The organism is Pseudomonas sp. ATCC 43928, from assembly GCF_005938665.2.
Lineage (GTDB): Bacteria > Pseudomonadota > Gammaproteobacteria > Pseudomonadales > Pseudomonadaceae > Aquipseudomonas.
On the sequence record NZ_CP041753.1, the window covers coordinates 1,861,621 to 1,885,952 of the forward strand.

At 59.2% G+C, this 24,332-nt stretch carries 26 protein-coding genes; 17 read left to right on the forward strand and 9 right to left on the reverse strand.

Translation table 11 applies throughout. The annotated features are described in order from the left end of the window. Positions 1–287 precede the first annotated feature (287 nt). The 12 genes from FFH90_RS08400 to FFH90_RS08455 all read left to right on the forward strand — a co-directional run bounded on the left by FFH90_RS08400 (position 288) and on the right by FFH90_RS08455 (position 10,578). Entirely contained in the window at positions 288–482 is a 195-nt protein-coding gene (locus tag FFH90_RS08400) for a Flp family type IVb pilin (protein WP_018926261.1), read from the forward strand. Positions 483–636: 154 nt separating this feature from the next. Then, positions 637–831, forward strand: a complete 195-nt coding sequence (locus tag FFH90_RS08405; protein ID WP_018926260.1) for a Flp family type IVb pilin — start codon at positions 637–639, stop codon at positions 829–831. Positions 832–858: 27 nt separating this feature from the next. Beyond that, positions 859–1,389: a prepilin peptidase gene (locus FFH90_RS08410; protein ID WP_018926259.1), complete on the forward strand. Its 531-nt coding sequence runs from the start codon at positions 859–861 to the stop codon at positions 1,387–1,389. A gap of 2 nt (positions 1,390–1,391) precedes the next feature. Then, complete coding sequence (locus FFH90_RS08415; protein ID WP_138866985.1) at positions 1,392–2,717, forward strand: AAA family ATPase; 1,326 nt, start codon at positions 1,392–1,394, stop codon at positions 2,715–2,717. 15 nt (positions 2,718–2,732) lie between these two features. After that, complete coding sequence (gene cpaB / locus FFH90_RS08420) at positions 2,733–3,539, forward strand: Flp pilus assembly protein CpaB (RefSeq protein ID WP_064616549.1); 807 nt, start codon at positions 2,733–2,735, stop codon at positions 3,537–3,539. Between the two features lie 75 nt (positions 3,540–3,614). Then, positions 3,615–4,958, forward strand: coding sequence for a TadE/TadG family type IV pilus assembly protein (locus FFH90_RS08425; RefSeq protein WP_138866986.1), 1,344 nt, complete (start codon positions 3,615–3,617; stop codon positions 4,956–4,958). A gap of 8 nt (positions 4,959–4,966) precedes the next feature. Further along, on the forward strand, positions 4,967–5,446 hold the full coding sequence (locus FFH90_RS08430) for a TadE/TadG family type IV pilus assembly protein (RefSeq protein WP_138866987.1): 480 nt from the start codon (positions 4,967–4,969) through the stop codon (positions 5,444–5,446). Further along, on the forward strand, positions 5,446–5,940 hold the full coding sequence (locus FFH90_RS08435) for a TadE family protein (RefSeq protein ID WP_111455152.1): 495 nt from the start codon (positions 5,446–5,448) through the stop codon (positions 5,938–5,940). The genes FFH90_RS08430 and FFH90_RS08435 overlap by 1 nt, the downstream gene beginning before the upstream one ends. Next, positions 5,934–7,154 carry an AAA family ATPase gene (locus tag FFH90_RS08440; protein WP_064616555.1) on the forward strand — a complete coding sequence of 407 codons (1,221 nt, stop codon included), beginning with the start codon at positions 5,934–5,936 and terminating at the stop codon, positions 7,152–7,154. Before FFH90_RS08435 ends, FFH90_RS08440 begins: the two co-directional genes overlap by 7 nt. Positions 7,155–7,157: 3 nt before the next feature. Then, positions 7,158–8,597: a CpaF family protein gene (locus FFH90_RS08445; protein WP_138866988.1), complete on the forward strand. Its 1,440-nt coding sequence runs from the start codon at positions 7,158–7,160 to the stop codon at positions 8,595–8,597. Next, positions 8,594–9,580, forward strand: coding sequence for a type II secretion system F family protein (locus FFH90_RS08450; protein WP_111455150.1), 987 nt, complete (start codon positions 8,594–8,596; stop codon positions 9,578–9,580). The genes FFH90_RS08445 and FFH90_RS08450 overlap by 4 nt, the downstream gene beginning before the upstream one ends. A 29-nt stretch (positions 9,581–9,609) precedes the next feature. Continuing rightward, complete coding sequence (locus tag FFH90_RS08455; RefSeq protein ID WP_018926250.1) at positions 9,610–10,578, forward strand: type II secretion system F family protein; 969 nt, start codon at positions 9,610–9,612, stop codon at positions 10,576–10,578. A gap of 433 nt (positions 10,579–11,011) precedes the next feature. Here the strand turns inward: FFH90_RS08455 and FFH90_RS08460 are convergent, their stop codons facing one another. The 6 genes from FFH90_RS08460 to FFH90_RS08490 form a co-directional block, all read right to left on the reverse strand. Next, positions 11,012–11,284 (reverse strand): DUF3613 domain-containing protein, encoded by a 273-nt coding sequence (locus FFH90_RS08460; protein WP_018926249.1) that lies wholly within the window; start codon positions 11,282–11,284, stop codon positions 11,012–11,014. Positions 11,285–11,302: 18 nt separating this feature from the next. Then, entirely contained in the window at positions 11,303–12,019 is a 717-nt protein-coding gene (locus tag FFH90_RS08465) for a tetratricopeptide repeat protein (RefSeq protein WP_026286433.1), read from the reverse strand. Positions 12,020–12,141: 122 nt separating this feature from the next. Further along, positions 12,142–13,371, reverse strand: coding sequence for a type II and III secretion system protein family protein (locus FFH90_RS08470; RefSeq protein WP_138866989.1), 1,230 nt, complete (start codon positions 13,369–13,371; stop codon positions 12,142–12,144). A gap of 572 nt (positions 13,372–13,943) precedes the next feature. Beyond that, the gene (locus FFH90_RS08480; RefSeq protein WP_138866990.1) at positions 13,944–14,582 is read right to left on the reverse strand and encodes a LysE family translocator; all 639 of its coding nucleotides are present in this window, start codon (positions 14,580–14,582) and stop codon (positions 13,944–13,946) included. 1 nt (position 14,583) lies between these two features. Then, the gene (locus FFH90_RS08485) at positions 14,584–15,354 is read right to left on the reverse strand and encodes a 2OG-Fe(II) oxygenase (RefSeq protein ID WP_111455148.1); all 771 of its coding nucleotides are present in this window, start codon (positions 15,352–15,354) and stop codon (positions 14,584–14,586) included. A 92-nt stretch (positions 15,355–15,446) separates the two neighbouring features. Continuing rightward, positions 15,447–16,073 (reverse strand): hypothetical protein, encoded by a 627-nt coding sequence (locus FFH90_RS08490; protein ID WP_019650412.1) that lies wholly within the window; start codon positions 16,071–16,073, stop codon positions 15,447–15,449. 90 nt (positions 16,074–16,163) lie between these two features. Between FFH90_RS08490 and FFH90_RS08495 the strand changes: the two genes are divergently transcribed. Then, a complete protein-coding gene (locus tag FFH90_RS08495) occupies positions 16,164–17,162 on the forward strand; it encodes a LysR family transcriptional regulator (RefSeq protein WP_064616565.1) in 999 nt (332 codons plus the stop codon). A 69-nt stretch (positions 17,163–17,231) separates the two neighbouring features. Here FFH90_RS08495 and FFH90_RS08500 read toward each other — a convergent pair whose 3' ends face one another. Then, positions 17,232–17,639: a PA2817 family protein gene (locus tag FFH90_RS08500; protein ID WP_007938686.1), complete on the reverse strand. Its 408-nt coding sequence runs from the start codon at positions 17,637–17,639 to the stop codon at positions 17,232–17,234. Between the two features lie 108 nt (positions 17,640–17,747). Continuing rightward, positions 17,748–20,204, reverse strand: coding sequence for an acyl-CoA dehydrogenase (locus tag FFH90_RS08505; RefSeq protein WP_138866991.1), 2,457 nt, complete (start codon positions 20,202–20,204; stop codon positions 17,748–17,750). 237 nt (positions 20,205–20,441) lie between these two features. Here FFH90_RS08505 and FFH90_RS08510 point away from each other — a divergent pair, with 237 nt between their 5' ends. The 4 genes from FFH90_RS08510 (at position 20,442) to FFH90_RS08525 (ending at position 23,610) form a co-directional block, all read left to right on the forward strand. Beyond that, positions 20,442–21,101: a transglutaminase family protein gene (locus FFH90_RS08510; protein ID WP_064616568.1), complete on the forward strand. Its 660-nt coding sequence runs from the start codon at positions 20,442–20,444 to the stop codon at positions 21,099–21,101. Positions 21,102–21,144: 43 nt separating this feature from the next. Then, a complete protein-coding gene (locus FFH90_RS08515) occupies positions 21,145–21,768 on the forward strand; it encodes a glutathione S-transferase family protein (protein WP_018926240.1) in 624 nt (207 codons plus the stop codon). Positions 21,769–21,901: 133 nt separating this feature from the next. Beyond that, complete coding sequence (locus FFH90_RS08520; RefSeq protein WP_018926239.1) at positions 21,902–22,834, forward strand: ABC transporter ATP-binding protein; 933 nt, start codon at positions 21,902–21,904, stop codon at positions 22,832–22,834. After that, positions 22,831–23,610 carry an ABC transporter permease gene (locus tag FFH90_RS08525; RefSeq protein WP_018926238.1) on the forward strand — a complete coding sequence of 260 codons (780 nt, stop codon included), beginning with the start codon at positions 22,831–22,833 and terminating at the stop codon, positions 23,608–23,610. Before FFH90_RS08520 ends, FFH90_RS08525 begins: the two co-directional genes overlap by 4 nt. A gap of 71 nt (positions 23,611–23,681) precedes the next feature. Here the strand turns inward: FFH90_RS08525 and FFH90_RS08530 are convergent, their stop codons facing one another. Continuing rightward, a complete protein-coding gene (locus FFH90_RS08530) occupies positions 23,682–24,203 on the reverse strand; it encodes a DUF2062 domain-containing protein (protein WP_018926237.1) in 522 nt (173 codons plus the stop codon). Between the last annotated feature and the right edge of the window lie 129 nt (positions 24,204–24,332).

The following is a 24,332-nucleotide window of genomic DNA, read 5'->3' on the forward strand; positions in this document are numbered from 1 at the left end:
GAAATCAGTCCCAGGCAACAGCCTGTTGGTGTGTCGTCTATGAACCAGGTATCAGCCGCTCGTCGCTTGTAAATCGAAGTCAGTGGTATTCGCGAGCCATCCCTTGTTTTACCCCTCCGGCTACTCCTTCAAAGGCCAATGACCCTATTTGGCCGCGCCCGCAAAAAAGTCCTAGTGATGTGCAAAATCTTCCTAACGCCCATGCCTTGCCCCTGACTAGGGTTGCATCAGGCAGTGCAGAACGTACTGCCTTCCGGAAAAAACAACATTCGAGTGAGGTGGGCAAAATGAATCTGCAGACAATCAAGGCTTCGGTAGTGAAGTTCGCCAAAGACGAAGACGGCCTGACCATCGTGGAATACGCCGTGGCCGGTGGGCTGATTACGGTAGCTGTTGCCGCTGCGTTCGTGCTTTTGGGCGGTGCCGTGAATACCAAAATCAGGGCGCTGTGCCAGGCCGTCAACGGCAACGTTGCGTGCTGATAACGAAATTTACGGTGGCGGGACGCGGCGAAGTCCATGAATGACCGGTTGTTGCTGTTTTGCTGATAGAGCGACCGGATAACTCAATGGACTTCGCGCTGTCCCCGCCAATGTACTTTCCGAGCCGTATGACCGCTGAAGTGAGGTACACAAAATGACTCTGCAAACAATCAGAACTTCGATAAGCAAGTTCGCCAAAGATGAAGATGGCCTGACCATTGTGGAATACGCGGTGGCAGGTGGGTTGATTACGGTAGCTGTGGCTGCAGCCTTCGTTCTTTTGGGCGGCGCTGTAGATACCAAGATCAGAGCGCTGTGCCAGGCGGTCAACGGCAACGTTGCCTGCTAACGATAATCCCGGTAGGGGAGACGCGCCATGTCCATGGAATTGCTGGTGTCGACTGTTTTACTGCTAGGACTGCTGGGCGTCGCGGTGGTGAGCGATCTGCTTCGCCACCGTATCCCCAACACGCTGGTCCTGTTGGGCATTGCCCTGGGATTGGCCGGTCAGACTTATTCAGGTGGTATCAGCGGATTGGGTGACAGCCTGTTGGGTATCCTGATCTGTTTTGCGTTCTTTCTGCCGATGTACGCCCTGGGAGGCATGGCTGCTGGCGACGTCAAGTTGATGGCCATGGTCGGCAGCTTTCTTCCGTTCCATTTCGCCTTGTGGGCAGCCATGTTCAGCCTGATAGCTGGTGGGGTGTGCGGTTTCCTGATCGTGCTGGTTCGCGGGCAATTGTTGCAGACCCTGGGGCGTTATTGGCTGATTCTCAGGGCGCAGGCCTATCTGGCGCCGACTTCGGATGAAGTCGCCGGCAAACCTTTTCCTTATTCGATCGCAATCTTGATCGGCACTTTAAACAGCGTCTACTGGCAACTGGTTGCCGGTGGATTGGGAGGTTAGTCATGCACGTCATTGTCGATAGTGATGCCTACTCCAGCGATCGGGAAGCGGTGCAACGGCTGGCTCCTCAGCCTTGCACAATCCGCGAGACGGGTCTGACCGACAGTTTTCTCGGTGAGTTGGTATGCAAGCATTTGTACGACGCCGGCGTGCTGGACATGCCGCGACTGGTGGAGCGCCTGGCGCTGACTGGCGCCGTACTTGAAGAAGTCCTGGCGTTTCTGCGCAAGGACGGTCGTGTCGAAGTCCTGGGTCAGGTGGGGCAATCGGGTGGGCAGCTGCGTTATAGCCTGACCGAACGCGGTCGCAGTGCTGCCCGCGATGCGCTGTCACGCAGCGGCTATATCGGCGCGGCCCCCTTCCCGGTGAGTACCTACCGTTCCCTGATCAAAATCCAGACCATTCACCATGGTCGCATCAGCTCAAGCGATATGCACAAGGCCCTCACCGGTGTAGTGCTCACGGAGGGGATGCTCGATCAACTGGGTGTGGCCCTGAACTCCGGGCGCGCAATCATGATTTATGGCCCCGCGGGTACCGGCAAGACCTACGTCAGCAGTCGGTTGATTCGTCTGTTCGCCGAGGCCATCTGGGTACCTCATGCCATCGTGATCAACGAGTCGGTGATCGAGATCTATGACCCGCAGGTGCATCAGCGGCTGGATGACAACGGTCAACAGAACAATCTGATGCTCAACGAAGGGATCGATCGTCGACTGCTGTGCTGCAAACGCCCGGTCGTCATTACGGGCGGTGAGTTGAGCATGGAACAGCTGGATGTTCGCTATGACCCCTTCACCCGCCAGTACCAGGCCGCCTTGCAGCTCAAGGCCAGCAATGGCCTGTTCATCATCGATGACATGGGCCGCCAGCGCATGGCACCCGCCGAGCTGTTCAATCGCTGGATCGTACCGATGGAGGAGAAGCGCGACTTCCTCAATTTGGGCGGTGGTCGGCATTGCGAGCTGCCATTCGATCTGATTCTGGTGTTCTCCACCAACCTCAATCCCCTGGAACTGGCTGATGAGGCCTTCCTGCGGCGGATTGGCTACAAGTTGCAGTTCGGTTACCTGAAGCCCGAGGAGTACGAAAAGATCTGGCGTCAGGAATGTGAGCGTCTGGGTATTCCTTTTGACCCCCTGCTGCTGCGTTATGTACTGCAAAGGCTTTATGCAAGTGAAGGCATGCCCCTGGTGCCTTGCCATCCCCGCGATCTCCTGAACATGGCCCTCGACCGTCAGCGTTATATCGGCGGTACCGGGGCACTGTCACCACAAGAGTTGGAATGGGCCTGGCACAACTACTTCGTCCAGCTCGACTTTCTTTGATACGGAGATACTGACATGAGCTCTCGTACTGTTTCCCTGATAGGCGTTTCCCTGGTCATGGGCCTTGGGGCTGCATGGATGGCCGACTCCTGGCTGAGCGCGCGGCTCAATGCTACTCCGGATGACCATCTTCGAAGCGTGGTGGTTGCCACGGTAGAGATTCCATTCGGGCAGATGGTCGAGGCCCAACAGGTCACGACCGTACGCATGCCGATGGACACGATCCCGGACGATGCTCTCGACTCCAGCGACAAGGCCGTGGGCAAGATCGCAACGTTCGACATCTTGCGTGGCGACGTCATGCGCAGCGCACGCCTGAGCGAGCATCTGGGCGGCAGTACCCTGGCCTCTCTGATTGCCACAGACAAACGTGCCATTTCGGTACGCGTGGACGATGTGGTGGGTGTGGGCGGATTCCTCCTGCCAGGTAACCGGGTCGATGTACTGGCGACCAAAACCACCAGTGCCGGCAGTAACAGTGCCGTGTCCAGGACCATCCTTGAGAACTTGCGGGTGTTGGCGGTGGATCAGACGGCGGGTACCGACAAGACCCAACCGGTGGTGGTGCGCGCAGTGACGCTGGAGATGACGGCCGCCGAGGCGGAAACCCTGGTCACGGCGCAAACGGAAGGCAAGCTGCAACTGGCGCTGCGCAATCCGCTGAACTCCGAGAAAAAAATCGTGACCGCCGCGCCTGCTGCGCCGGCCCCCATGGTTGTGGCCGCTGCCCCAGTGCAAAAACGCGTGGTGCACCGTGCCGAGGGTGGCGGGGCTGTCACCATCATTCGCGGGATCCAGACCAGTTTAGTGAAAGTTCGTTGACAGAGCGGTAGGGGTGCCTGTGCACCAAGGTATTGGCGGAGCCGATCCGGATCAGTATCGGCAAACGAGGGCTTGATGATGAATCTTCGTATTCAGCGGCCGTTCACTGCGACGCCAAGGCGCCAGGGAGGAGCGGTGAGCGTACTGATGGTGATCGCCCTGGCGGCGATTTCCATGATAGCGGCGTTGGCTCTGGACGGCGGGCACATGATGTTGAACAAGACGCGCCTGCAAAACGCTGTGGATGCCGCTGCCCTGAGTGGCGCCAAAACCCTGCTTGAGGTGGCAGGTGCTGCCACCATGGCCAGCGCGACACGCACTGCCGCGCTCAATACGCTGACGCAAAATGCCAATGCCACGGGCAACACCGAATTGGCAACGGCGGTCGCCGGCAACCCAGGCGCATTTGCGACGGTGGAACTCTCCAGCAGCGTCTATGGCCCGTTCTCCTATCCCGGGCCGGCAAATGCCAAGTACGTTCGGGTATCGGTACCGAGCTATCAACTGACAGGTTTTTTCTGGAGCTTCGTTCAGACGTTAGGCACTGCGGGCCTTGGGAACAAGGCCGTGGCGGCGATCGCCACCGCCGGCCCCAGCCCTACCAGCCCCTGTGATCTTGCCCCATTGATGGTCTGTGGCGACCCGACTAAATACAACCCGGCCGCCGGCGTGTTCTGGGGCTTCCAGTTTGGCGATTTACAGGTGTTGAAGACGGCTGCCGGCAATTCATCTCCCATTGGCCCAGGCAACTTTCAGTTGCTCGACTTTGGCTCCGGCGGCAGTACCGTCAGGGATGACCTGGCCGGAGGCGGCACGGTTTGCCGCAACGTCGGGCAAAACGTCCAGACCGCCCCTGGCAACAAGGTCGGCCCTACCTCTCAAGGGTTGAATACGCGCTTCGGCATCTACAACGGCCCGGTCAGTGCCTCGGACTACCCGCCAGATCTGGTAACCACGTCCAGCACCCCCGCGATCACATACGACGATGCAACGGGACAAAAGATGTACAAGGGGCAAACCGTCACATCGAGCGGCGGCAATCTCACGGCGGGCGCCGACGCGATACTGGACTACAACGACTGGCGTGCGAGCACTGCCGCGTGTGTGGCCGGGTCCGGCAGCGGCTGTCAGAGCGGTGGGGTGTACGAGCGTCGGATGCTGAAAATCGTGGTGGGCGACTGCACCGGTAAACAGGGGGGGACAACCTCGGTGCCGGTCCTGGGTTTTGGCTGCTATTTCGTGGTGCAGCCCATGAGCAACGGCGGCACGGAATCGCAGATCTTCGGCCAGTTTGTGAAGGAGTGTGAAGGCGATAACGTAGCCGGCCCCTCGCCGTCCACCGATGTCGGCCCGCAGATCATTCAACTCTACAAAACCTATATTGGCAGCGGCACTGGCACTCCGAGCACAGACTCGTAGGAGGCGTCATGGGACTTCACTCATTCAAGCGACCACAGGCTCAGCAAGGCGTGGCATTGGTGGAATTCACCCTCGTCCTGCCGCTGTTGCTTCTGTTGTTACTGAGCCTCGGCGAATTCGGCCGCATGCTCTACCAGTACAACGTCCTGTTGCAGGCCAGCCGTGATGCCGACCGTTTTGTCGCCAGCCAGGCCTGGGACTCGACGCTCGGCGCTATCGCTCTGAGCAATACGCTGCTGACCCAGACGAAAAACGTCGCGGTCTATGGCGTGCCCAGCGCTACCGGCAGCGCTGTGGTGTCAGGGTTGACGACCGCGAACGTAGCGGTCGCCGCGGTAGGCACCGACCATGTGCGAGTCACCATCACCTATAGCTTCTGCCCGGTGATTGGCAGTGGCAATTGTGTCGGCACGTTTCCTAGTCTTATCGGTGGGCAGTTTGCGCTGGCCATTCCGTTGGTTGCCACCACTGTCATGAGGGTGCTGTGATGAATAAAAAACGCATGCACGGCACCTATGTCGTGGAGTTCGCCTTCATCGGCATGCTGGTGTTCATCCTGTTGTTCGGCGTGGTGGAAATGGGCCGCCTGTACTTCACGGTCAGTGCGCTGGATGAAGCCGCGCGGCGTGGTGCGCGGCTGGCAGCGGTGTGCAACATCAGCGATCCGGTGGTCTTGCGGCGGGCGATCTTCAACGCCTCGACCGACGCCGGCACGAGCCAGCTGATCACGAGCCTGGCCACCACCAACCTGACGCTGACTTATCTGGACGTCAACGGTGCTGTGGTGGCCAATCCCGGCGACCTGGTCAGCGCTACTGGCTTTCGTGCCATCCGTTATGTCCAGTTGAGTCTGCAAGGCTTCGTTTTCAATCTGTTTATTCCCGGGTTAGGCGTGCCCATTACCTTGCCTGCATTCAAGGCAACCTTGCCACGCGAAAGCCTCGGGCGTCATTCCGATTCCGGGGAGATCACACCATGCTGAATACCAAGGATACCCCGCTCTCCACTTCGACCGGCAAGGCTGGGCTGAGGTTGCTGATCAGCAGCCGTGATGCCACCTCGTTGCGCGATCTGCAGAGCGTCTGCCAGCGCATGCCCTGCCTGGAGGTGAGCACTCGCCTGGTGAGTAATGGGCATGTCGACCCGCTCTACGGCCTGGACCGCATGCCCGATCTGTTGCTGTTGCGCGTCAGCCATCTGTGGCGCGAAGAATTGGCGGCGCTGTTGCAGCGTCCGGCCCATGAGCGTCCGCCGATGTTGGTGTGCGGTCTGCTGACCGAGCAGGAAGGCATGCGCCTGGCGATGCAGGCCGGCGCCCGAGACGTGCTGCCGGAGCCTATCGCCGAGACCGAACTGGTTGCCGCCTTGAATCGCCTGGTCATGGAGGTTCGCACCGGCAGCGGGACAGAAGGGAAATTGATCGCCGTGATGAGCGCCAAGGGCGGCTCCGGCGGAACCTTGCTGGCCTGCAACCTGGCTCAACAGCTCAGCGTCAGGGGCGGCAGCACCCTATTGCTGGACATGGACCTGCAATTCGGCAGCGTGACGCATTACCTGGACGTGGCGCAGACGCACAGCCATCTCGAGGTGCTGCATCAGATCGATGGCATGGATAGCGTCGCGCTACGCGGTTTTTGCAGCCACTTCAGCCCGACCTTGCATGTGCTGGGTGGTCGGGCCGGTGAGCTGTGCCTGCCGCAGGATGCCCAACCCGAGCAACTTGACACCCTGTTGCAACTGGCCCGCGCCAGCTACGACTGGGTGGTGATCGACCTGCCACGGCAAATCGACCACCTCACCGGCTCCGTGCTGGAACAGGTGGACCGGGTGTACGTGGTGGTGCAGCAGAGCGTCAGTCATCTGCGCGATGCCAGCTCCCTGGTGCGGATTCTTCGCGACGACCTGGGCGTGCGCGGCGATCAGTTGCAGATTGTGGTCAACCGCTATGACAAGGCCGCAGCGATCAGCCTCAAGGATATTGGCGAGGCACTGCGCTGCACCAATCTGTCGAAATTACCCAACGACTTCAACCTGGTCAGCCAGAGTCAGAACACTGGCGTGCCGTTGGGGCTGCATGCGCCGAGGGCCGCGATTACTACCGCCCTGCGCGACATGACCGAGGACCTGGTCGGTCAACAGGTGGCCGGGAACAAAGGCTTACTCAAACGCGCCTTCAACCGTTTTTTCGGGGGATGACCCATGATCAGCGACTTTCGTAACCGCTTGCGCAAACAGTCCGGTAAACCCGCAGCATCGTCAGCTGCTCAGGGCGACGACCTGCTGGATCCGGCAGAGGAAATAATGGCGTGGGAGCGTGCAACACCGGACGTTCTTTACGAAACCAGAAGCCAGGTCACCCCGGTGGAAGCCGAGTGGCGGGAAAAAATCTACCAGCAATTGCTCAAGGTCATGGACCTGTCCTTGCTGGACTCCCTTGAACAGGCCGAGGCCTCACGGCAGATCCGTGATATTTGCCAGCGCCTGCTCGACGAGCATTCGGCACCGGTGAGTACCACCAGCCGCCAGTTGATCATCAAGCAGATCACCGACGAGGTGCTCGGCCTGGGGCCCCTGGAACCGTTGCTGGCCGATCACAGCGTGTCCGACATTCTGGTCAACGGTTTCGCCTCGGTCTACGTCGAGCGCTTCGGCAAACTGCAACGGACCGATGTGCGCTTTCGCGATGATCAGCATTTGCTGAACATTATCGACCGCATTGTGTCCAGCCTGGGTCGGCGTATCGACGAGTCCTCGCCCTTGGTGGACGCCCGGCTCAAGGACGGTTCGCGGGTCAACGCGATTATCCCGCCGCTGGCCATCGACGGCCCGAGCATGTCGATTCGCCGCTTTGCGGTGGACCTGCTCAATACCGACAGCCTGATTCAGGTGGGGACATTGACCCCGGCCATTGCTCTGCTGCTCAAGGCGATTGTCCGCGGGCGCCTGAACGTGCTGATTTCCGGCGGTACCGGTAGCGGCAAAACCACCATGCTCAACGTGTTGTCCAGTTTCATCCCGCACAACGAGCGGATCGTCACCATCGAAGACTCGGCCGAACTGCAACTGCAGCAGCCCCACGTGGTGCGCCTGGAGACCCGGCCTTCGAACATCGAAGGGCGTGGCGAGGTGAGTCAGCGGGAGTTGGTGCGCAACAGTTTGCGGATGCGCCCGGACCGCATTGTGATCGGCGAAGTGCGCGGTGCCGAGGCGTTGGACATGCTGACGGCCATGAACACCGGCCATGACGGTTCATTGACCACGATCCACGCCAACACCGCGCGCGATGCGTTGGGGCGAGTCGAGAACATGGTGTCGATGAGCGGGGCGACCTTCCCGATCAAGGCCATGCGTCAGCAGATCGCGTCGGCCATCGATGTGGTGATCCAGCTGGAACGTCAGGAGGACGGCAAGCGCCGGCTGGTCAGCGTGCAAGAGATCAACGGCATGGAAGGCGAGATCATCACCATGACCGAAATTTTCTCCTTTGCGCGCCAGGGCATGGGTGAAAACGGTGAAGTGCTTGGCGATTATCGCCCCAGCGGCATGATTCCGGCCTTCCGCGATGTGCTGGCCAAGCGCGGCATCGAGTTGCCGCTGACGATGTTCAGGCCTGAATGGATGGAGGCACGGCAGCCATGAGCCATATTCCTGCTGAATTCATTGTGATGTTCCTGGGCATGGTGTTTATCGCCGTGTTCCTCTTGTCCCAGGGTGTGGTGGTGCCAGTGTTCGGCGAAGCCGGCAAGATGCGCAAGCGCATCCGCGGCCGTTTGCACGTACTGGAAAAAGCCAACAATTTGCCCAACATGCAGACGGTGTTGCGGCAGAAATACCTGACACGTTTGTCGCCACTGGAGGCCATGCTCGAGCAGTTGCCGTTCATGGCGAGCCTTACGCAGATGATCGAGCAGGGCGGCCATGAATACCGCGCTTATCGAGTGATCTTGCTCGGGCTGTTCCTGGGCGCGTGTGCGGGCATCTCGATCTGGATGGTCGTGACCGTCTGGTGGATGGCGTTGCTGGCAGGCTTCGGGGTGTTCTGGTTACCCCTGCTGAAAATTTCTCGTGACCGTAGCAAACGTTTCGCTGCGTTTGAGGAAGGCCTGCCGGATGCGCTGGATGCCATGTGCCGGGCCTTGCGTGCCGGGCACCCGTTCAACGAAACCCTGCGTCTGGTCGCCGAGGAGCACAAGGGGCCGGTCGCTCATGAGTTCGGCCTGACCTTTGCCGACATCAACTATGGCAACGATGTTCGCCGGGCCATGCTCGGCCTGCTGGAGCGCATGCCCAGCATGACGGTGATGATGCTGGTGACTTCGATCCTCATCCACCGCGAGACTGGCGGCAATCTGACGGAAGTGCTGGAGCGTCTGAGTCGGCTGATCCGCGGGCGTTTCCGCTTTCAGCGCAAGATCAAAACCCTGTCGGCGGAAGGGCGCATGTCGGCCTGGGTGCTGGTGGCGATTCCCTTTGTGCTGGCTATTGCGATCGTGCTCACAAGCCCCAGCTACATGCCTGTGCTGCTCAATGATCCCATAGGCCACAAGCTGATCATCGGGGCTTTCTTCGCCATGTTGATCGGGATTTTCTGGATACGAAAAATCATCCGGATTCAGGTTTAAGCGATATTCGCTACCGGGAGGTACAGGTCATGGACTTTTTACTCGGGTTGTTCAGTCGGTTCACGGGGAACGAGGAAGTAGCGCGCCTGTTGTTCCTTGGCGCGATCGGTTTGAGTACGGTGCTTGCGGTCGTCGCCTTGATGTTGCTGATGCTGGGTCTTCAGGACCCGGTACAGCGTCGTCTGGCGCTGATCAAGCGCGGTTATTTGGGCAATACGGCAGGGCAGGAAGCGCCGGGTAATCTGCAGCTGTTGCTGGAGCGGGTCGGCCAGCGTTTTGCCTCGGCTGAATCGGCCCAGGCGTCAGTTACCCAGACTCTGTTGACGCATGCGGGTTACCGCTCCTCTTCGGCGGTGCAGATGTACTGGGCGGTGCGCTTGATGTTACCGCTATTGATGGTCGGCCTTGCGTTGTTGCTGTTGCCGCTGATTCCCAAGGTTTCCCTAGCTGTGGGGCTGTTGTTGGTGGTCATGGTGGCCGGTATCGGATGGTTGCTGCCAGCGCTGTATGTCGCCAAGCGTAAGCAGGCGCGTCAAAACCGGCTGCGTATCGCGTTTCCAGATGCGCTGGATCTGATGGTGGTCTGCGTGGAGTCAGGCCTGTCACTGCCCACGACCATTGAACGGGTGGCTGAAGAGATGTCGGTCAGTCATGTTGAACTGGCTGAAGAGCTGGCCCTGGTCAATGCGCAGATCCGCGCGGGCATCACCAGTACCGAGGCGCTCAAACAACTGGCCATACGCACCGGTCTGGAGGACGTACAAGGGTTGGTCAGCTTGTTGGCGCAGAGTATTCGCTTTGGTACCAGCGTGGCCGACACCCTGCGCATCTATGCCGATGAATTCCGTGATCGGCGTACGCAGGCCGCCGAAGAGGCGGGGGCGAAAATCGGCACCAAGCTGATATTTCCACTGATTTTCTGCCTGTGGCCGAGCTTCTTTCTGGTCGCCATCGGCCCGGCCATGATTGGCGTAATGAAAGCATTCGGAAATATGTAAGAGGATCGGGTGGGGGGCTGTCGAATCAGATGGCCTTGCCACCCGAACCTGATCTGTACTTCCCCTCCCAAGATCTACACCGCTCGCTCCTACGGGCAATGTTGTTCACTTAAGCCGTAATGCGATCTGTAGCAGCTGGCGAAGCCTGCGTTCGGCTGCGAAGCGGTCGTAAAATCAGCCATTGCGGTGCGTCAGGTACATCACGGCAGCCGGACTCACGACTGCTGCGCAGCCGAACGCAGCCTTCGGCAGCTGCTACAAAGAATGCGTCGCGGCTGAAACTGTTTAAGTGAACAGCATTGCGCTCCAGGGGGACTCGGTCAGAACTGAACAATGTGTAGATGCCAATACTTTCCAGAAGACGTGATTAAGCCTGGCGTTTTAGCCAGGCTACTCTGGACGATGCCAGAGGTTGATCATCCATTGACGTCCCTCAGTTGCTGCTGGAGGTCATTTTCCCCCCAGCCTTCTGCTCAAAGAACATCGGGATCGGGTAGGTGAAGCTGTTCAGCCAGCGCTGGAAGGACAGGTCACGCTCAGTGACCGATGCAGTTTGTCGAAAAGGGGAGGCAACCACACCACGAATCTGTAGCTGCATCCACTGTTCGGTGCCCTTTTGCGGCGCCGAGGAGGGACCTGGCTCAATAGCCCAGGCACTGGTGGACAGGCAAGCCATGCACACAATCAACAGCCCTTTGGTATTCATCTCGACTCCTCGTACGTTCTACTTGATCGCAGCATTGGCTGAGGCATCGACTACGGCCTCAGTCTTGCGATTCCCCTCGGAAGCCACCGCTTTTTTGGCAGAGGCCTTGAGTTTTTCCGCTCGGGTTTGAGCCTCTGCAACTTGCTGGGGACTCAAGCTGGCGCGGTTCGCGAGTTCGGCAGCCGCCTTCCAGTTATCCTGATAGATCAGCAGCGTCACCATGTTGAGTGCCGCCAGTGAATCCGCCTGCTTGAGCTCCATGGCCGTCATGAACTCGAAGCGTGCTTCAGGGATCCGTCGCTGATTGAGGTAGACGACCCCCAGGTCATTGCGCATCTTGTCGTCGGTGGGGGACATCTTCACCGCGCGTTCGAGGTGAGTGGTAGCGCCGGCGTTATCATTTTTGGCCGCGGCCAACTGGCCCAGGCCATGTTCCCCTTCAGCGGCCAGACAGGTGCCGAGCAGGCTTTGATACAACGGCTCCGCATCTTTACGCCCCATCAAGCGCAGCACCCGGGCCTTGCGCAGACGAACCTGGACCAGGTCATCGGGCAAACCTTCCAGGTTCGCCAGGCTGGCATACAAACGGCCTTCGTTGGCCATGTTGTCGGCCAGGTTCAGGGCCAACTCTTGCTCCGAAGCGGGTTTGGCACAACTGCCCGGTCGCGAAACAATACCGTTGGTGGCACAACCTGCGAGCATCAATGTCGCCGTTATTGCAATGACTGCTTTCATCGAGTGTCCTCTGGCTACAACACGTTGAACGCCTGGCCAATGGCAATACAGCTGGCCCGCCAAGCGCTCAAGGTCACCGTTAAGAGTGAGGGCGAAAGCCCGGTTCAGCGTCTGGCTCCGGTTCATTGCGAGAGCCCGGTCTTACTGTCGAAATCACCATTTTCTAGGAAGAACATGCGGTAGAAGTTCGGGTCGTAATTGCGCAGCTGCTCGCCAGGCAACGACGGCAGTTGTGCATTGGCAGCCAGGGGCTGGACCAGATGCGGGGTGACGATCATCAGCAGTTCGCGCTCCTCACGGTTGACGGAGTTGTCGCGGAAGAACGCGCCCAGAATCGGGATATCGCCCAGCCCCGGAAATTTGTTCACCTGGGAATTGTTGCGGGTGCTGATCAGGCCGCTGATGACGAAGCTTTCGCCGTCTGCCAGGGAGATGCTGGTGTCGGTACGGCGTATGGTCAGCGCCGGAACTATGGTGCCGGCGATGCTGACGGCGTTGGTGAAGTCCAGTTCACTGACTTCCGGCGCCACCTTCAGGGCGATACGGTTTTTCTCGATGATGGTTGGCGTCAGAGTCAGGCGGATACCGAACTCCTTGTACTCGATGGAGATGTTATCGCTGCCCGAACTGGGCACCGGAATCGGTACTTCACCGCCGGCCAGGAAGCTCGCACTCTGCCCGCTGAGCGCCACCAGGCTTGGCCGCGCCAGGGTGTAGGCGAAACCGCTGCCTTCCAGTGCGTTGATCGCCACCAGGGTATTGCCGGTAGCAAAGTTGAGGTTGAACATGCCGTTGTCCACCGGCACCGACGGTGTGACGACGCCGCCAATGGTGGGCAAGGTTCTCGGCGAGCCGAACAGGAAGTTGCCGCGGGTGCCGAAAATAGACGCTGAGGCTTCCTTGAGTTTGGTCCGGCTGACTTCAACGAAGCGAATATCGGTTTGCACCTGGCTTGGCAGCAGCGGGTCTTCGGTAGGTCCGGTCGACACGCTGGTCAGCGCCGAGGTGGCCCGGCCCTTGACGAACACCATGCTTTGGCGTGGTGTTTTCGAGCAGGAAGTCCAGACCATCAGGCTTGTGGCCCCTGGCGTCAGACCGGTGAGTATGAAGGCGCTGGGGTTGTTGCCGCTGGGTTGCACATCGGCAATTTTCGGGTCACCCACGGCCAGTTGCGTCACCGGAACCGGAGTGCGCAGTTCACTCTGAAGCCCCTGACCGACCTCGAACGTTGTCGGCATACTGTCCATCTGCGAACAATTGGCCGCCGCGGCCTGAGCCGCGTCCACGCTGAGGCCCATCCAGAACAGGCCATGGATAATTCGCTTGAAAGCGGGCACGGTACGATAGCTCATTAAGTGCATCCTCGCTGAATAGGCCATCTACAAGGCAAACTGGTTTGCCTCGGATCACTACAAGGGGCCTGAGTCGACCCTCAACCTCGCCAGAGCACTTACCACTAACGATTAATGCCCCCGGCAATATTCCTTGGTGCTACACGCAAGCAGGTGCAATACGCTGATCCGAATGAACAGCGAGCGACCTTCTAAAACGGCTTTTAGTGATCCAGATACCTGGGCTGCCGACCCGAGCAACAGGCTCAGGCTCGACAACCATCGCGGTTATAGGCGGCACTTCCCGCCAACCTGACTCCCCTAAAAAGCAACCGGCAATCACAGCTCTGCGCCGGTAAACGCCTGTCAGGATCATAGTGAGGTAACTCCTTTTGCCAATTCGCTATCTGATCTCTGAACCTAACGTCAAAATTCAAACCGTTATGACTTCTTCTTGTTTGAAGGTAGTTCAAACAAAGCAAAGCGCCACGATTTAAAACAAAACTTTCAGGGCAGAGTGTGGAGATAGCCATGTTGCTGGCGTTGGAGCGGCAAAAAAATGCGGTTCGGCGAGGCAACTAAGGCGGCAGGGCTTACATGGACAGAATCAGGCGTCCGGCGAACAGAATAAGGATCACCCCCATGGTTCGTTCGAACCAGTGCCCCATACGCATGAACAGCAGTCGCACCCGGGCGCTGGAAAAGAACAGGGCCACGATCACGAACCACAAGGCGTTCACGAAGCACATCCACAGCCCGTACAGCGCCTGAATCTGCAGCGGTGTCGAGGCACTGATGATGGTGGTGAAGATCGCCAGGAAGAACAGCGTGGCCTTGGGGTTGGTGGCGTTGGTCAGAAACCCCGTGCTGAAGGCCTTGAACAGGGTCTGCTGCTCAGTTGACGCTGCCGCGCCGTTGTCGCCTTCAGTCGCCACTTTGGGTTTGCTGCGCAACAGGCTCACACCGAGATACAAAATGTAGGCCCCCCCGATCACCTTGGCCACCGTCAATAGCCAAGGCGTGGTGTGCATCAATGCGCCGACGCCGAGCAAGGTGTACAGCACATGCACGGAAATGCCTGCGCCGATGCCCAGCGCCGTGCAGATGCCCACTAAACGCCCGAAACGCACGCTTTGGCGGATGGTCACGGCGAAGTCCGGCCCGGGAGCTACCACGGCCAGAAAATGGATGGTTGCCAGCGCCAGAAACTCGCCCAGGTAATTCGAAAACATCTCAACTCCAGAAAGTCAGGGGGGATGCATTGCCGCGGTAGCCGACAAAGAAAGAAAGGCTCAATCGCGGATCGTCCACACCCGGCGTCACCGAGTGCATGCGGCGTGAATTGAACATGATGAAATCACCCGGCTCAGGGCGAACCTCCAGGGTCGGAGGTCCGAGCAAGGCCGGATCGATGCCGTAACTGTCGCCACGCATCTCGTCGAACTGGTCCGGGGAAATGTCGTGGTCCCACATCTGCAATGCGCCGCCCTCGGTCGGCATGTTCAGGTAAACATTGCAGGCGAACTGCGCTTCCAGGCTTCTGGCCTGGAAACTGTCCGGGGCGTCCTTGGCGAAAATGTCGTGATGGGCGAGGAAGCACACGCCGGGTTTGACCACGCGCGATAGCCCCACATACATCTTGCGGCCATAGAGATTTTCCAGATGCGCCCCCGCCGGCCAGGACTCATCGAGCATGCAGCGCAGGGTGTCGACAGGCGAGGAGTAGGGCGCACAACGGCTGCGCAACTCGGCGATGTTGCTGGTGGCGCGCTCGAAATAGTCTTCGATCAGCAGTGGCTGGTTTTCCGCTTCGTAAAACGCCATGCCGATGCGACCGATGCTCGGTGCGTTGATGTAGCCTTCGAAGCCGGGGGCGAGGATCTTGTCGCCGATCTGGATCGCCAGTGGCCGAGGCAACAAGCCTCTGACGCGGATGGCGAGGACTTCTTCGTTGGCCAGTTTTTTTATGCACGTCTCATCGAGACGCTCGACGTCAAGCATCATGTCTTAGGTCCATCTATCAGATAGTCAACAGAGCCCGCGAACGCAGGCTCCCCCGGCGTCAGGCGATGACGGGATCGACATCGCCCAAAGACTCAGTCCACGTGGTAGTGGACTGACAACGTTCCCTTTTTCTGTGAAAGGGAAGCGATCGTGACCATGCCCAAATCCTTCAGGCTACGTACATGGGTGCCGCCGCAGCCGTAGGCGGGCAGCTCACCGAAACCGATTTCACGGGCGCCTTCGCGCAACGACGTCAAGCGCGGCAGATCATGGGCGATCCATTGCTTGATGCCGTGCTGAATCGTCTGGGCATCAACCTCCTGCGCGCCATCGCCCGGTTTGAATTGCACACGTCCTTCATCCGGCCAGTGATGAGCCTTGATAGGCATCCAGCCCATGGCCTGAACAAAGTGACCGATCAGGTGCCCCGCCGAATGCATGCGCGTATTGAACTGGCGGCGTTGCTCGTCGACCCGAATCTGGATCATGCCGAGTTTTACCGGGTGGTCGACGAAATGGATGATCCGCTCCGTTTCCTGCACCACGCGCAGCACCTGGCTTTCGCCGATCCAGCCGGTATCACAGGGTTGCCCGCCGCCCTGGGGGTGAAACAGAGTGGCGCGCAGCACCACGGCGAACTCGTTCTCATAGGGCGTGCAATCCAGGACTTCCACATTGGCCCTGAGGTCATCACTATGGAAAAAGAGGCGAAGCGTCATATTCCATGCCCTTATTAAAGTTTCTATTTTTATTATATGAACCGTGGAATTGCGTGATAATCCGTTCAACCATCAAAGGACTGTTGCGCTGTGAGCATAAATCTTCCCTTGCCGCTGCTCGGTGAAATGGCGATTTTCGTCAAGGTTGTCGAAACCGGCAGTTTCTCCGAAGCGGCGCGTCAGTTGGGGTCTTCACCCTCGGCGGTGAGTCGCAGCATTTCGCGGCTGGAGAAGGCGCTTGCCACGCGTTTGTTGCAACGAACCACGCGCAAGCTACGCCTGAGCGACGGAGGCGAAGAGGTGTTCAAGCGCTGCCAGGAGATGGTCAGCGCGGCGAAGTCGGTGATGGAAATCAGCGGTCAGTTCACCCAGGAAGCGGAAGGGCTGGTGCGCGTCAGCGTGCCCAAGGCCGTCGGGCGATTTGTGATTCATCCACATATGCCGGAGTTTCTGCGGCGTTATCCCAAAGTGGATGTGGAGTTGTTGCTCGAGGACCGCCAGGTGGATTTGATCGATGACAACGTCGACCTGGCCATCCGTATTACCGATCGGCCCCCTGCGGGGCTGGTGGGGCGCCAATTGTTGACCATCGACCATTTGCTCTGCGCCACGCCGCAGTACCTGGCCGAGCACGGCACACCGACTCATCCCCACGACTTGCTCAATCACAGCTGCATCTATCTGGGCGAAACCCCGAGCGATGCGCGCTGGAAGTTCAAGAAAGGCAGTAAAGCCGTGACCGTCGGCGTGCGCGGACGTTACGCCGCCAATCACACGGGCGTGCGATTGGGCGCGGTATTGCAACACATCGGGATCGGTAGCCTGCCGTACTTCACCGCCCGTTATGCGCTGGAACAGGGGCTGATTGTGCAGGTATTACCGGACTGGACCTTTCTGGCGTCCTACCACGGAGGCGCCTGGCTGCTGCATTCGCCCACCCGCTACCTGCCGCCCAAGTTACGGGTATTCATCGACTATCTGGTGGAATGCCTGGAGAAGGAGCCGACCTTGAGCAATCCGGGCAAGCCAAGCGCGATGGGCAAGGGCGCGGCAGCGTATGAGTTGCCGGAGAGTGATGGGTTGTTTTGATCTTTACCCGGCCAACAAAAAAGGCCCGCATGATTAACCATGCGGGCCTTTTGCGTTACTGATTGGAGATCAGTGCTTGCTGTCCTGGTTCGACATCGCCAGCAGCTGTTTTTCCTGATTCCAGTCGAACGGTTCATCGTTCTGTTCGGCTTCGAAGCGACGTTCTTCCAGCGCCTGGTACAGGTCGATTTCATCATCGGGCATGTAGTGCAGGCAGTCACCGGCGAAGTACCACAGCAGATCGCGCGGCACCAGGTGGGCGATTTGTGGGTAGCGGGTGATGATCTGGCACAGGATGTCCTGGCCCAGGTATTGGCTTTCGATCGGGTCGACCGGCAGCAACGCACGCAGTTCGTCGAAGCGCTCCAGGAACAAGGCATGGCTTTCTTCGGGAACCTGTTCGGCCTCACCTACGGCGACCAGGATACTGCGCAGGTGGTCGAGCAAGACGAGATGATCGGCAACGACATTGGACACGAGATAAGTCCTCAAGAGCAAAACGGGCGCAGGAGTATAAAGCTCCCGCGCCCCTTTTTCACAGGGTAAAGCGCCCCATGATGGTAAGGCGACACACGGTCCTCTGGATTAGCGGACCTTGCCCCTGCCCAGCACCAGCACCTCTTTATCGAAATCATCGACGTCGATCACCTTGCGCCGCGCCACTTCCACCTCACGCAAGGTCTCGGCTTCAACCGGTTGCAAGACGCCAGCCTCCAGCGCGGCATCGATGACCGACTCCCCGACAGTGGGTTTGACCTGGCGACTTCTCAGCGCCGTGTTGAGTTTTTTCTGTAGCGGTTTAGCGGCGTTCAGCAAGTCGCAGGCGTGCTGCAAGGCGCCGACCGGATCCTCTGTCGATTGCGGGCGATAGCAGCCCGCCAATAACTCCTCAAGGGTCGGGTCGCCCTTGGCGCGGCCGAGGACTGCGGCGACTTTGGCCGCCAGTCTGTCCGACGGGCCTCTGTGCCGGCGACCGAACGGGAACACCAGTACCCGCAGCAGGCAGCCGAGTACCTTGTTCGGAAAGTTGGTCAGCAGTTCGTCCAGCGCACGTTCGGACTGGCCGAGGCTCTCTTCCATCGCCCAGGCGAACAACGGACGCATATGCTCCGGCGAATCGAGATCGTGATATCGCTTGAGCGCAGCGGAAGCCAGATACAGGTAGCTGAGCACATCGCCCAGACGTGCGGACAAGCGTTCGCGGCGTTTCAGGTCGCCGCCCAGCAGCATCATGCACTGGTCTGCAAGCATGGCAAATGCCGCGGCCTGACGGTTGAGGGCGCGCACGTAGCGTTGGCTGAGCTTGTCCCCGGGCATGTGTTCGAAATGCCCGAAGCCAAGGTTCAGCACCAGGGTGCTGGCGGCGTTGCTCACGGCAAAACCAATGTGATTGAGCAGCAGGGCGTCGAATTCGATCAACGCCTGTTGTTTGTCTTCGCGGTGGACAAGGGCCATTTCCTTGAGCACGAACGGATGGCAGCGAATAGCGCCCTGGCCGAAGATCATCAGGTTGCGTGTCAGGATGTTCGCACCTTCGACCGTGACGGAAATGGGCGCACCTTGCCAGCTACGCGCGAGATAGTTGTTCGGGCCCATGATGATGGCCTTGCCGCCGTGAACATCCATGGCGTGGCTGATGCACTCGCGACCGCGTTCGGAGAGGTGGTATTTGATGATGGCGGAGGGCACCGACGGCTTTTCGCCGAGGTCGACGGCGTTGGCGGTGAGCATCCGCGCGCTGTCCATCAGCCAGGTACTGCCGCCGATCCGCGCCAGTGCTTCCTGAATCCCTTCGAAGGCTGACAGCGGTGCGTTGAATTGCTCGCGAACCTGCGCATATTGGCCTGTCACCAGGCTGCTGAACTTGCCCGCGGCGGTACCGATGGCAGGCAGCGAAATGGAACGCCCGACCGACAGGCAGTTCATCAGCATCATCCAGCCTTCGCCGAGCATTTCCTGACCGCCGATGATGAACTCCAGCGGTATGAACACATCCTTGCCGGCGTTCGGGCCGTTCATGAAGGCGGCGCCCAGCGGCAAGTGACGGCGACCGATGTCTACACCGGGTGTCTGGGTTGGAATCAATGCGAGACTGATCCCCAGGTCGACTTTGTCACCCAATAGATGGTCCGGGTCATAGGCCTTGAAGGCCAGGCCGATCAAGGTCGCCACCGGACCGAGGGTGATGTAGCGTTTTTCCCAGTTCAGGCGCAAGCCAAGGGTTTCCTGGCCTTCCCATTCACCTTTGCAAATCACCCCGGTGTCGGTCATGCCCCCGACGTTGGAACCGGCCATCGGGCCTGTCAGGGCAAAGCAGGGGATATCGTCGCCGCGGGCCAGCCGTGGCAGGTAATGATTGCGTTGTTCGTCGGTGCCGTAGTGCAGCAGCAGTTCCGCCGGGCCGAGGGAGTTGGGCACCATGACGGTGGAGGCCAGGTCACCGCTGCGGGTCGCCAGTTTCATCGCGATCTGGGAGTGCGCATAAGCCGAGAAGCCTTTGCCGCCGTACTCCTTGGGAATGATCAGGGCAAAAAAGCCATGCTGCTTGATGTGATCCCAGGCCTTGGGCGGCAGATCCATCAACTGGCCGATCTGCCAATCGCTGACCATGGCGCAGAGCTCTTCGGTCGGGCCATCGATAAACGCCTGTTCCTCTTCACTCAGTTGCGCTTTTGGATAGGCCAGCAGCTTGTTCCAGTCAGGACGACCGCTGAACAGCTCGCCATCCCACCAGACCGTGCCGGCTTCAATGGCTTCACGCTCGGTTTGCGACATGGGCGGCAGGTTTTTTTGAAACCAGTTGAATATGGGCGCCGTGAACAGTTTTCGGCGCAGGTCCGGCAGCAACAGGGGGGCGGCCACGGCCGCGAGCAACACCCAGAAAATCAGCAGCAGCCAGACGGGGGCATGGCTCGCATGTCTGAAGATGCCCATCGCCAGCAGATAGACAGCGATGATGCCCAAAGCGGGCAGAGGCGCGGTGCGGCGATGTGCCAGCCAGGCAATCCCGACCACCAGAACCAGTATCCACAACAGCAGCATAATTAATTCTCCTGAAGCCAGGGGCAAAACCACTCTCAGAGCTTAGACGGCATCCATAAAAGTGGGTGGTCGGAGCGATCGGGTTGAGCTTGTAGGACGAAACGGCCGGACTTCGTCAGTTATTTCGATGGAGGGCTCGTCAACAGGGCGGGCAAGCGCTGATATTTGGCCGAAACGTCGTTATCTCTGTGCTGAAGGTGTCGCTAGACTCGTGGCTTCCCCCAGGAGATAGCTCCCATGCACGCGTATCTGAGCCCCGGCCGCTTCATCGACAGTGACCATCCCTCGGTGGTGGAGTTCGCCGAAAAACATCGTGGCGCCGGGCGCGATCCGCAGGAGCAGGCGATCAATCTCTATTACGCCGTGCGCGAGGCCGTGCGCTACAACCCCTACACCTTCAGCCGTGATCCGCAGACCTTGCGCGGCAGCTATGCGCTGGCGGCCGGGGAGAGTTATTGCGTGCCCAAAGCCACGCTGCTGGCAGGTTGCGCTCGGCATTGCGGGATCCCGGCGCGTATCGGTCTGGCGGATGTGCGCAATCACCTGTCGACGCCGCGCCTGCTCGAACTGCTCAAGAGTGATGTGTTCGCCATGCACGGCTACACCGAGCTTTATTTGAACGAGCGTTGGGTTAAAGCCACGCCGGCTTTCAATCAACAACTCTGCGAGCTGTTCAATGTCGCGCCGCTGGAATTCGACGGGATCAATGACAGCGTGTTCCATCCCTTCAACCGTGACGGCGAGCAGCTGATGGAGTACCTGGTCGATCACGGCCAGTTCACCGATGTGCCTGAAGCGTTCTTTTTCGAGCACCTCGAAAAGTGTTATCCGCATTTGTTCGGCGAGTGGCTGCCGCTGCAACTGGGTGACATGCAGAGCGATTTGAGTCGCGCCTGATCCGGCGTATGCTGCCTGCGCATTCATCCAACAAGGGGCGGTCATGCTGAAAATCTGGGGTCGGAAAAATTCGTCGAATGTCAGAAAACCGTTGTGGGCCGCCGAAGAGCTGGGCCTGGCCTATGAAGCCATCGACGCCGGCGGTGCCTTTGGCGTGGTCGACACGCCTGAGTACCGGGCGATGAATCCCAACGGTCGCGTGCCGGTGATCGAAGACGACGGCTTCGTGCTGTGGGAATCCAACACCATCGTGCGTTACCTGGTGGCTCGCCATGCCAGCGGCACTGCCTGGTATCCGACGGACCTGCAAGCCCGTGCCTCGGCCGAAAAGTGGATGGACTGGACCACCTCAAGTTTTGCCGCGCCGTTTCGCACGGTGTTCTGGGGCGTGTTGCGCACCCCGCAAGAGCAGCAGGACTGGCCGGCCATCAAGGCTGCGATCAAGGAGTGCGACGATCTGCTGTCGATGGCCGATCAAGCGTTGGCGGTTAAGCCATACCTGTCGGGCGATGAGATCGGCATGGGAGACATTCCCTTGGGCAGCTTCATTTACGCCTGGTTCGAGATGCCGATCGAGCGCGCGCCGCTGCCACATCTAGAAGCCTGGTACGCACGGTTGAAACAGCGTCCGGCCTATCGCAAAGCCGTCATGACCGCGTTGACTTAATACTCACTATCAACACGCGTGACTGTACTTGTGTGGCGGCGACAAGCACCATTGCGCTCATGCGCCGCGGTTGCATTGCTCGCCGCCCGCCCTTATTTATTCCTTTCTTCCCTTCCTGGTGCGTAAATCCGATATGAGTTCCGCTCTGTCCATCCGGCAGCTAACCAAAACCTACGGCAACGGTTTCCAGGCCTTGAGTGGTATCGATCTGGACGTCGCCGAAGGTGACTTTTTCGCTTTGCTCGGCCCGAATGGCGCCGGCAAATCCACGACCATCGGCATTATCTCGACCTTGGTGAACAAAACCAGCGGCACGGTGAATGTGTTCGGTCACGACCTGGACAAGGAACCAGCGGCGCTCAAGCGCTGCATTGGTGTGGTGCCCCAGGAGTTCAACTTCAACCAGTTCGAAAAGACCTTCGACATCGTCGTGACCCAGGCCGGTTACTACGGCATCCCGGCGAGAATCGCCAAGGAACGCGCCGAGCAGTACCTGACCCAACTGGGGTTGTGGGACAAGCGCGATGTGCCGTCACGCTCCCTGTCCGGCGGCATGAAGCGCCGACTGATGATCGCCCGGGCGCTGGTTCACGAGCCACGCCTGCTGATCCTCGACGAACCGACGGCGGGGGTGGACATCGAATTGCGTCGCTCGATGTGGACCTTCCTCACTGAACTGAACAAGAAAGGCATCACCATCATCCTCACCACCCACTACCTGGAGGAGGCTGAGCAGTTGTGCCGCAACATCGGCATCATCGACCACGGCACCATTGTCGAGAACACCAGCATGAAGCAGTTGCTCAGCCAACTGCATGTCGAGACGTTCCTGCTGGACCTGAAGAACACCTTGCAAGTGGCGCCGCAGTTGCTTGGTTACCCGGCCAAACTGATCGACAGTCATACCCTGGAAGTCCAGGTCGACAAGGCCATGGGCATTACCGCGCTGTTCACCCAGTTGGCGCAGCAGAACATCGAAGTGTTGAGCCTGCGTAACAAAACCAATCGCCTCGAGGAGTTGTTCGTGTCCCTGGTGGAGAAAAATCTGTCGAAGGTGGCGGTATGAGTTCCGAGCTGCAACCCAACCTCGTTGCCCTCAATACCATCGTTTACCGTGAGGTCAAGCGCTTCACCCGGATCTGGCCGCAGACCTTGCTGCCGCCAGCCATCACCATGGTTCTGTACTTTGTGATCTTCGGCAATCTGATCGGTCGGCAGATCGGCGGCATGGGTGGCTTCACGTACATGGAGTACATCGTGCCGGGGCTGATCATGATGTCGGTGATCACCAACTCCTATGGCAACGTGGTGTCGAGTTTCTTTGGCAGCAAGTTCCAGCGCTCCATCGAAGAACTGATGGTGTCGCCGGTGTCGCCCCATACGATTCTGATCGGCTACACCCTGGGCGGCGTGCTGCGCGGGTTGATGGTCGGGCTCATCGTGACGCTGCTGTCGCTGTTCTTCACCACGCTACAGGTGCATCACCTGGGCGTGACCGTTCTGGTGGTGCTGCTGACGGCGACGATCTTCTCGTTGCTGGGTTTCATCAACGCGGTATTTGCACGCAATTTCGATGACATCTCGATCATCCCGACCTTCGTGCTGACACCGCTGACGTACCTGGGCGGGGTGTTCTACTCGATCAGCTTGTTGCCACCGTTCTGGCAGACCGTTTCGCTGGCCAACCCGGTGCTGCACATGGTCAACGCCTTCCGTTACGGCATTCTTGGCGTGTCGGACATCAAGATCAGCGTGGCGATCGCTTTCATGCTGGTAGCGACTGTTGTGCTGTACATCGGTTGTGCGCGGCTGCTGGTGAGTGGGCGCGGGATGCGTACCTGATCAAGACCGTGTCACGGCCTTCGCGGGCAAACACCGCAAAAAGAAACGGCCTCCCAAGTGGAGGCCGTTTTTCATTCCTGCATCCGGCTGCGCTTACGCCGTGCCCACTGCCGACTCACCCACCAGCGCCAATACATCATCACCAGACAATAAGCCAACGCCCCAAGCACCAGCCCCGTTACCACCGAACCCAGTAAAAACGGTTGCCACAAAGTCGAGAGCTCGCCGCTGATCCATGCCCAGGTCAACTCGTCCGGCAAGCTCCTGGCGGGGACGTCCATCAACCAGGCGCCGGTCTGGTAGGTGCAGAAGAACACCGCCGGCATGGTGATCGGGTTGGTCAGCCAGACCAGGCTGACCGCTATCGGCATGTTGCCGCGCACTACGATGGCGAGGATGGCCGCCAACAGCATTTGCAACGGGATGGGCAGGAACGCCGCGAACAGGCCGACGGCCATGGCCCGCGCGACGGAATGGCGATTGAGGTGCCAGAGGTTCGGGTCATGCAGCAGGGTGCCAAGAAAGCGTAAGGATTTGTGTTCCCTGATGCTGGTCGGGTCTGGCATGTAGCGTTTGAATAAGCGCCGGGGCATAAGGCTTCTCGGTCGGTTAAGGCGGCAAGTATGTCTGGATTCTACGAACCGCCCATTCAGACTTTGTGACAATTGTTAACGACGCCTGTGCGGCGCGACGGCTAAGCCTAGGGAGGGGACTCTCAAGGA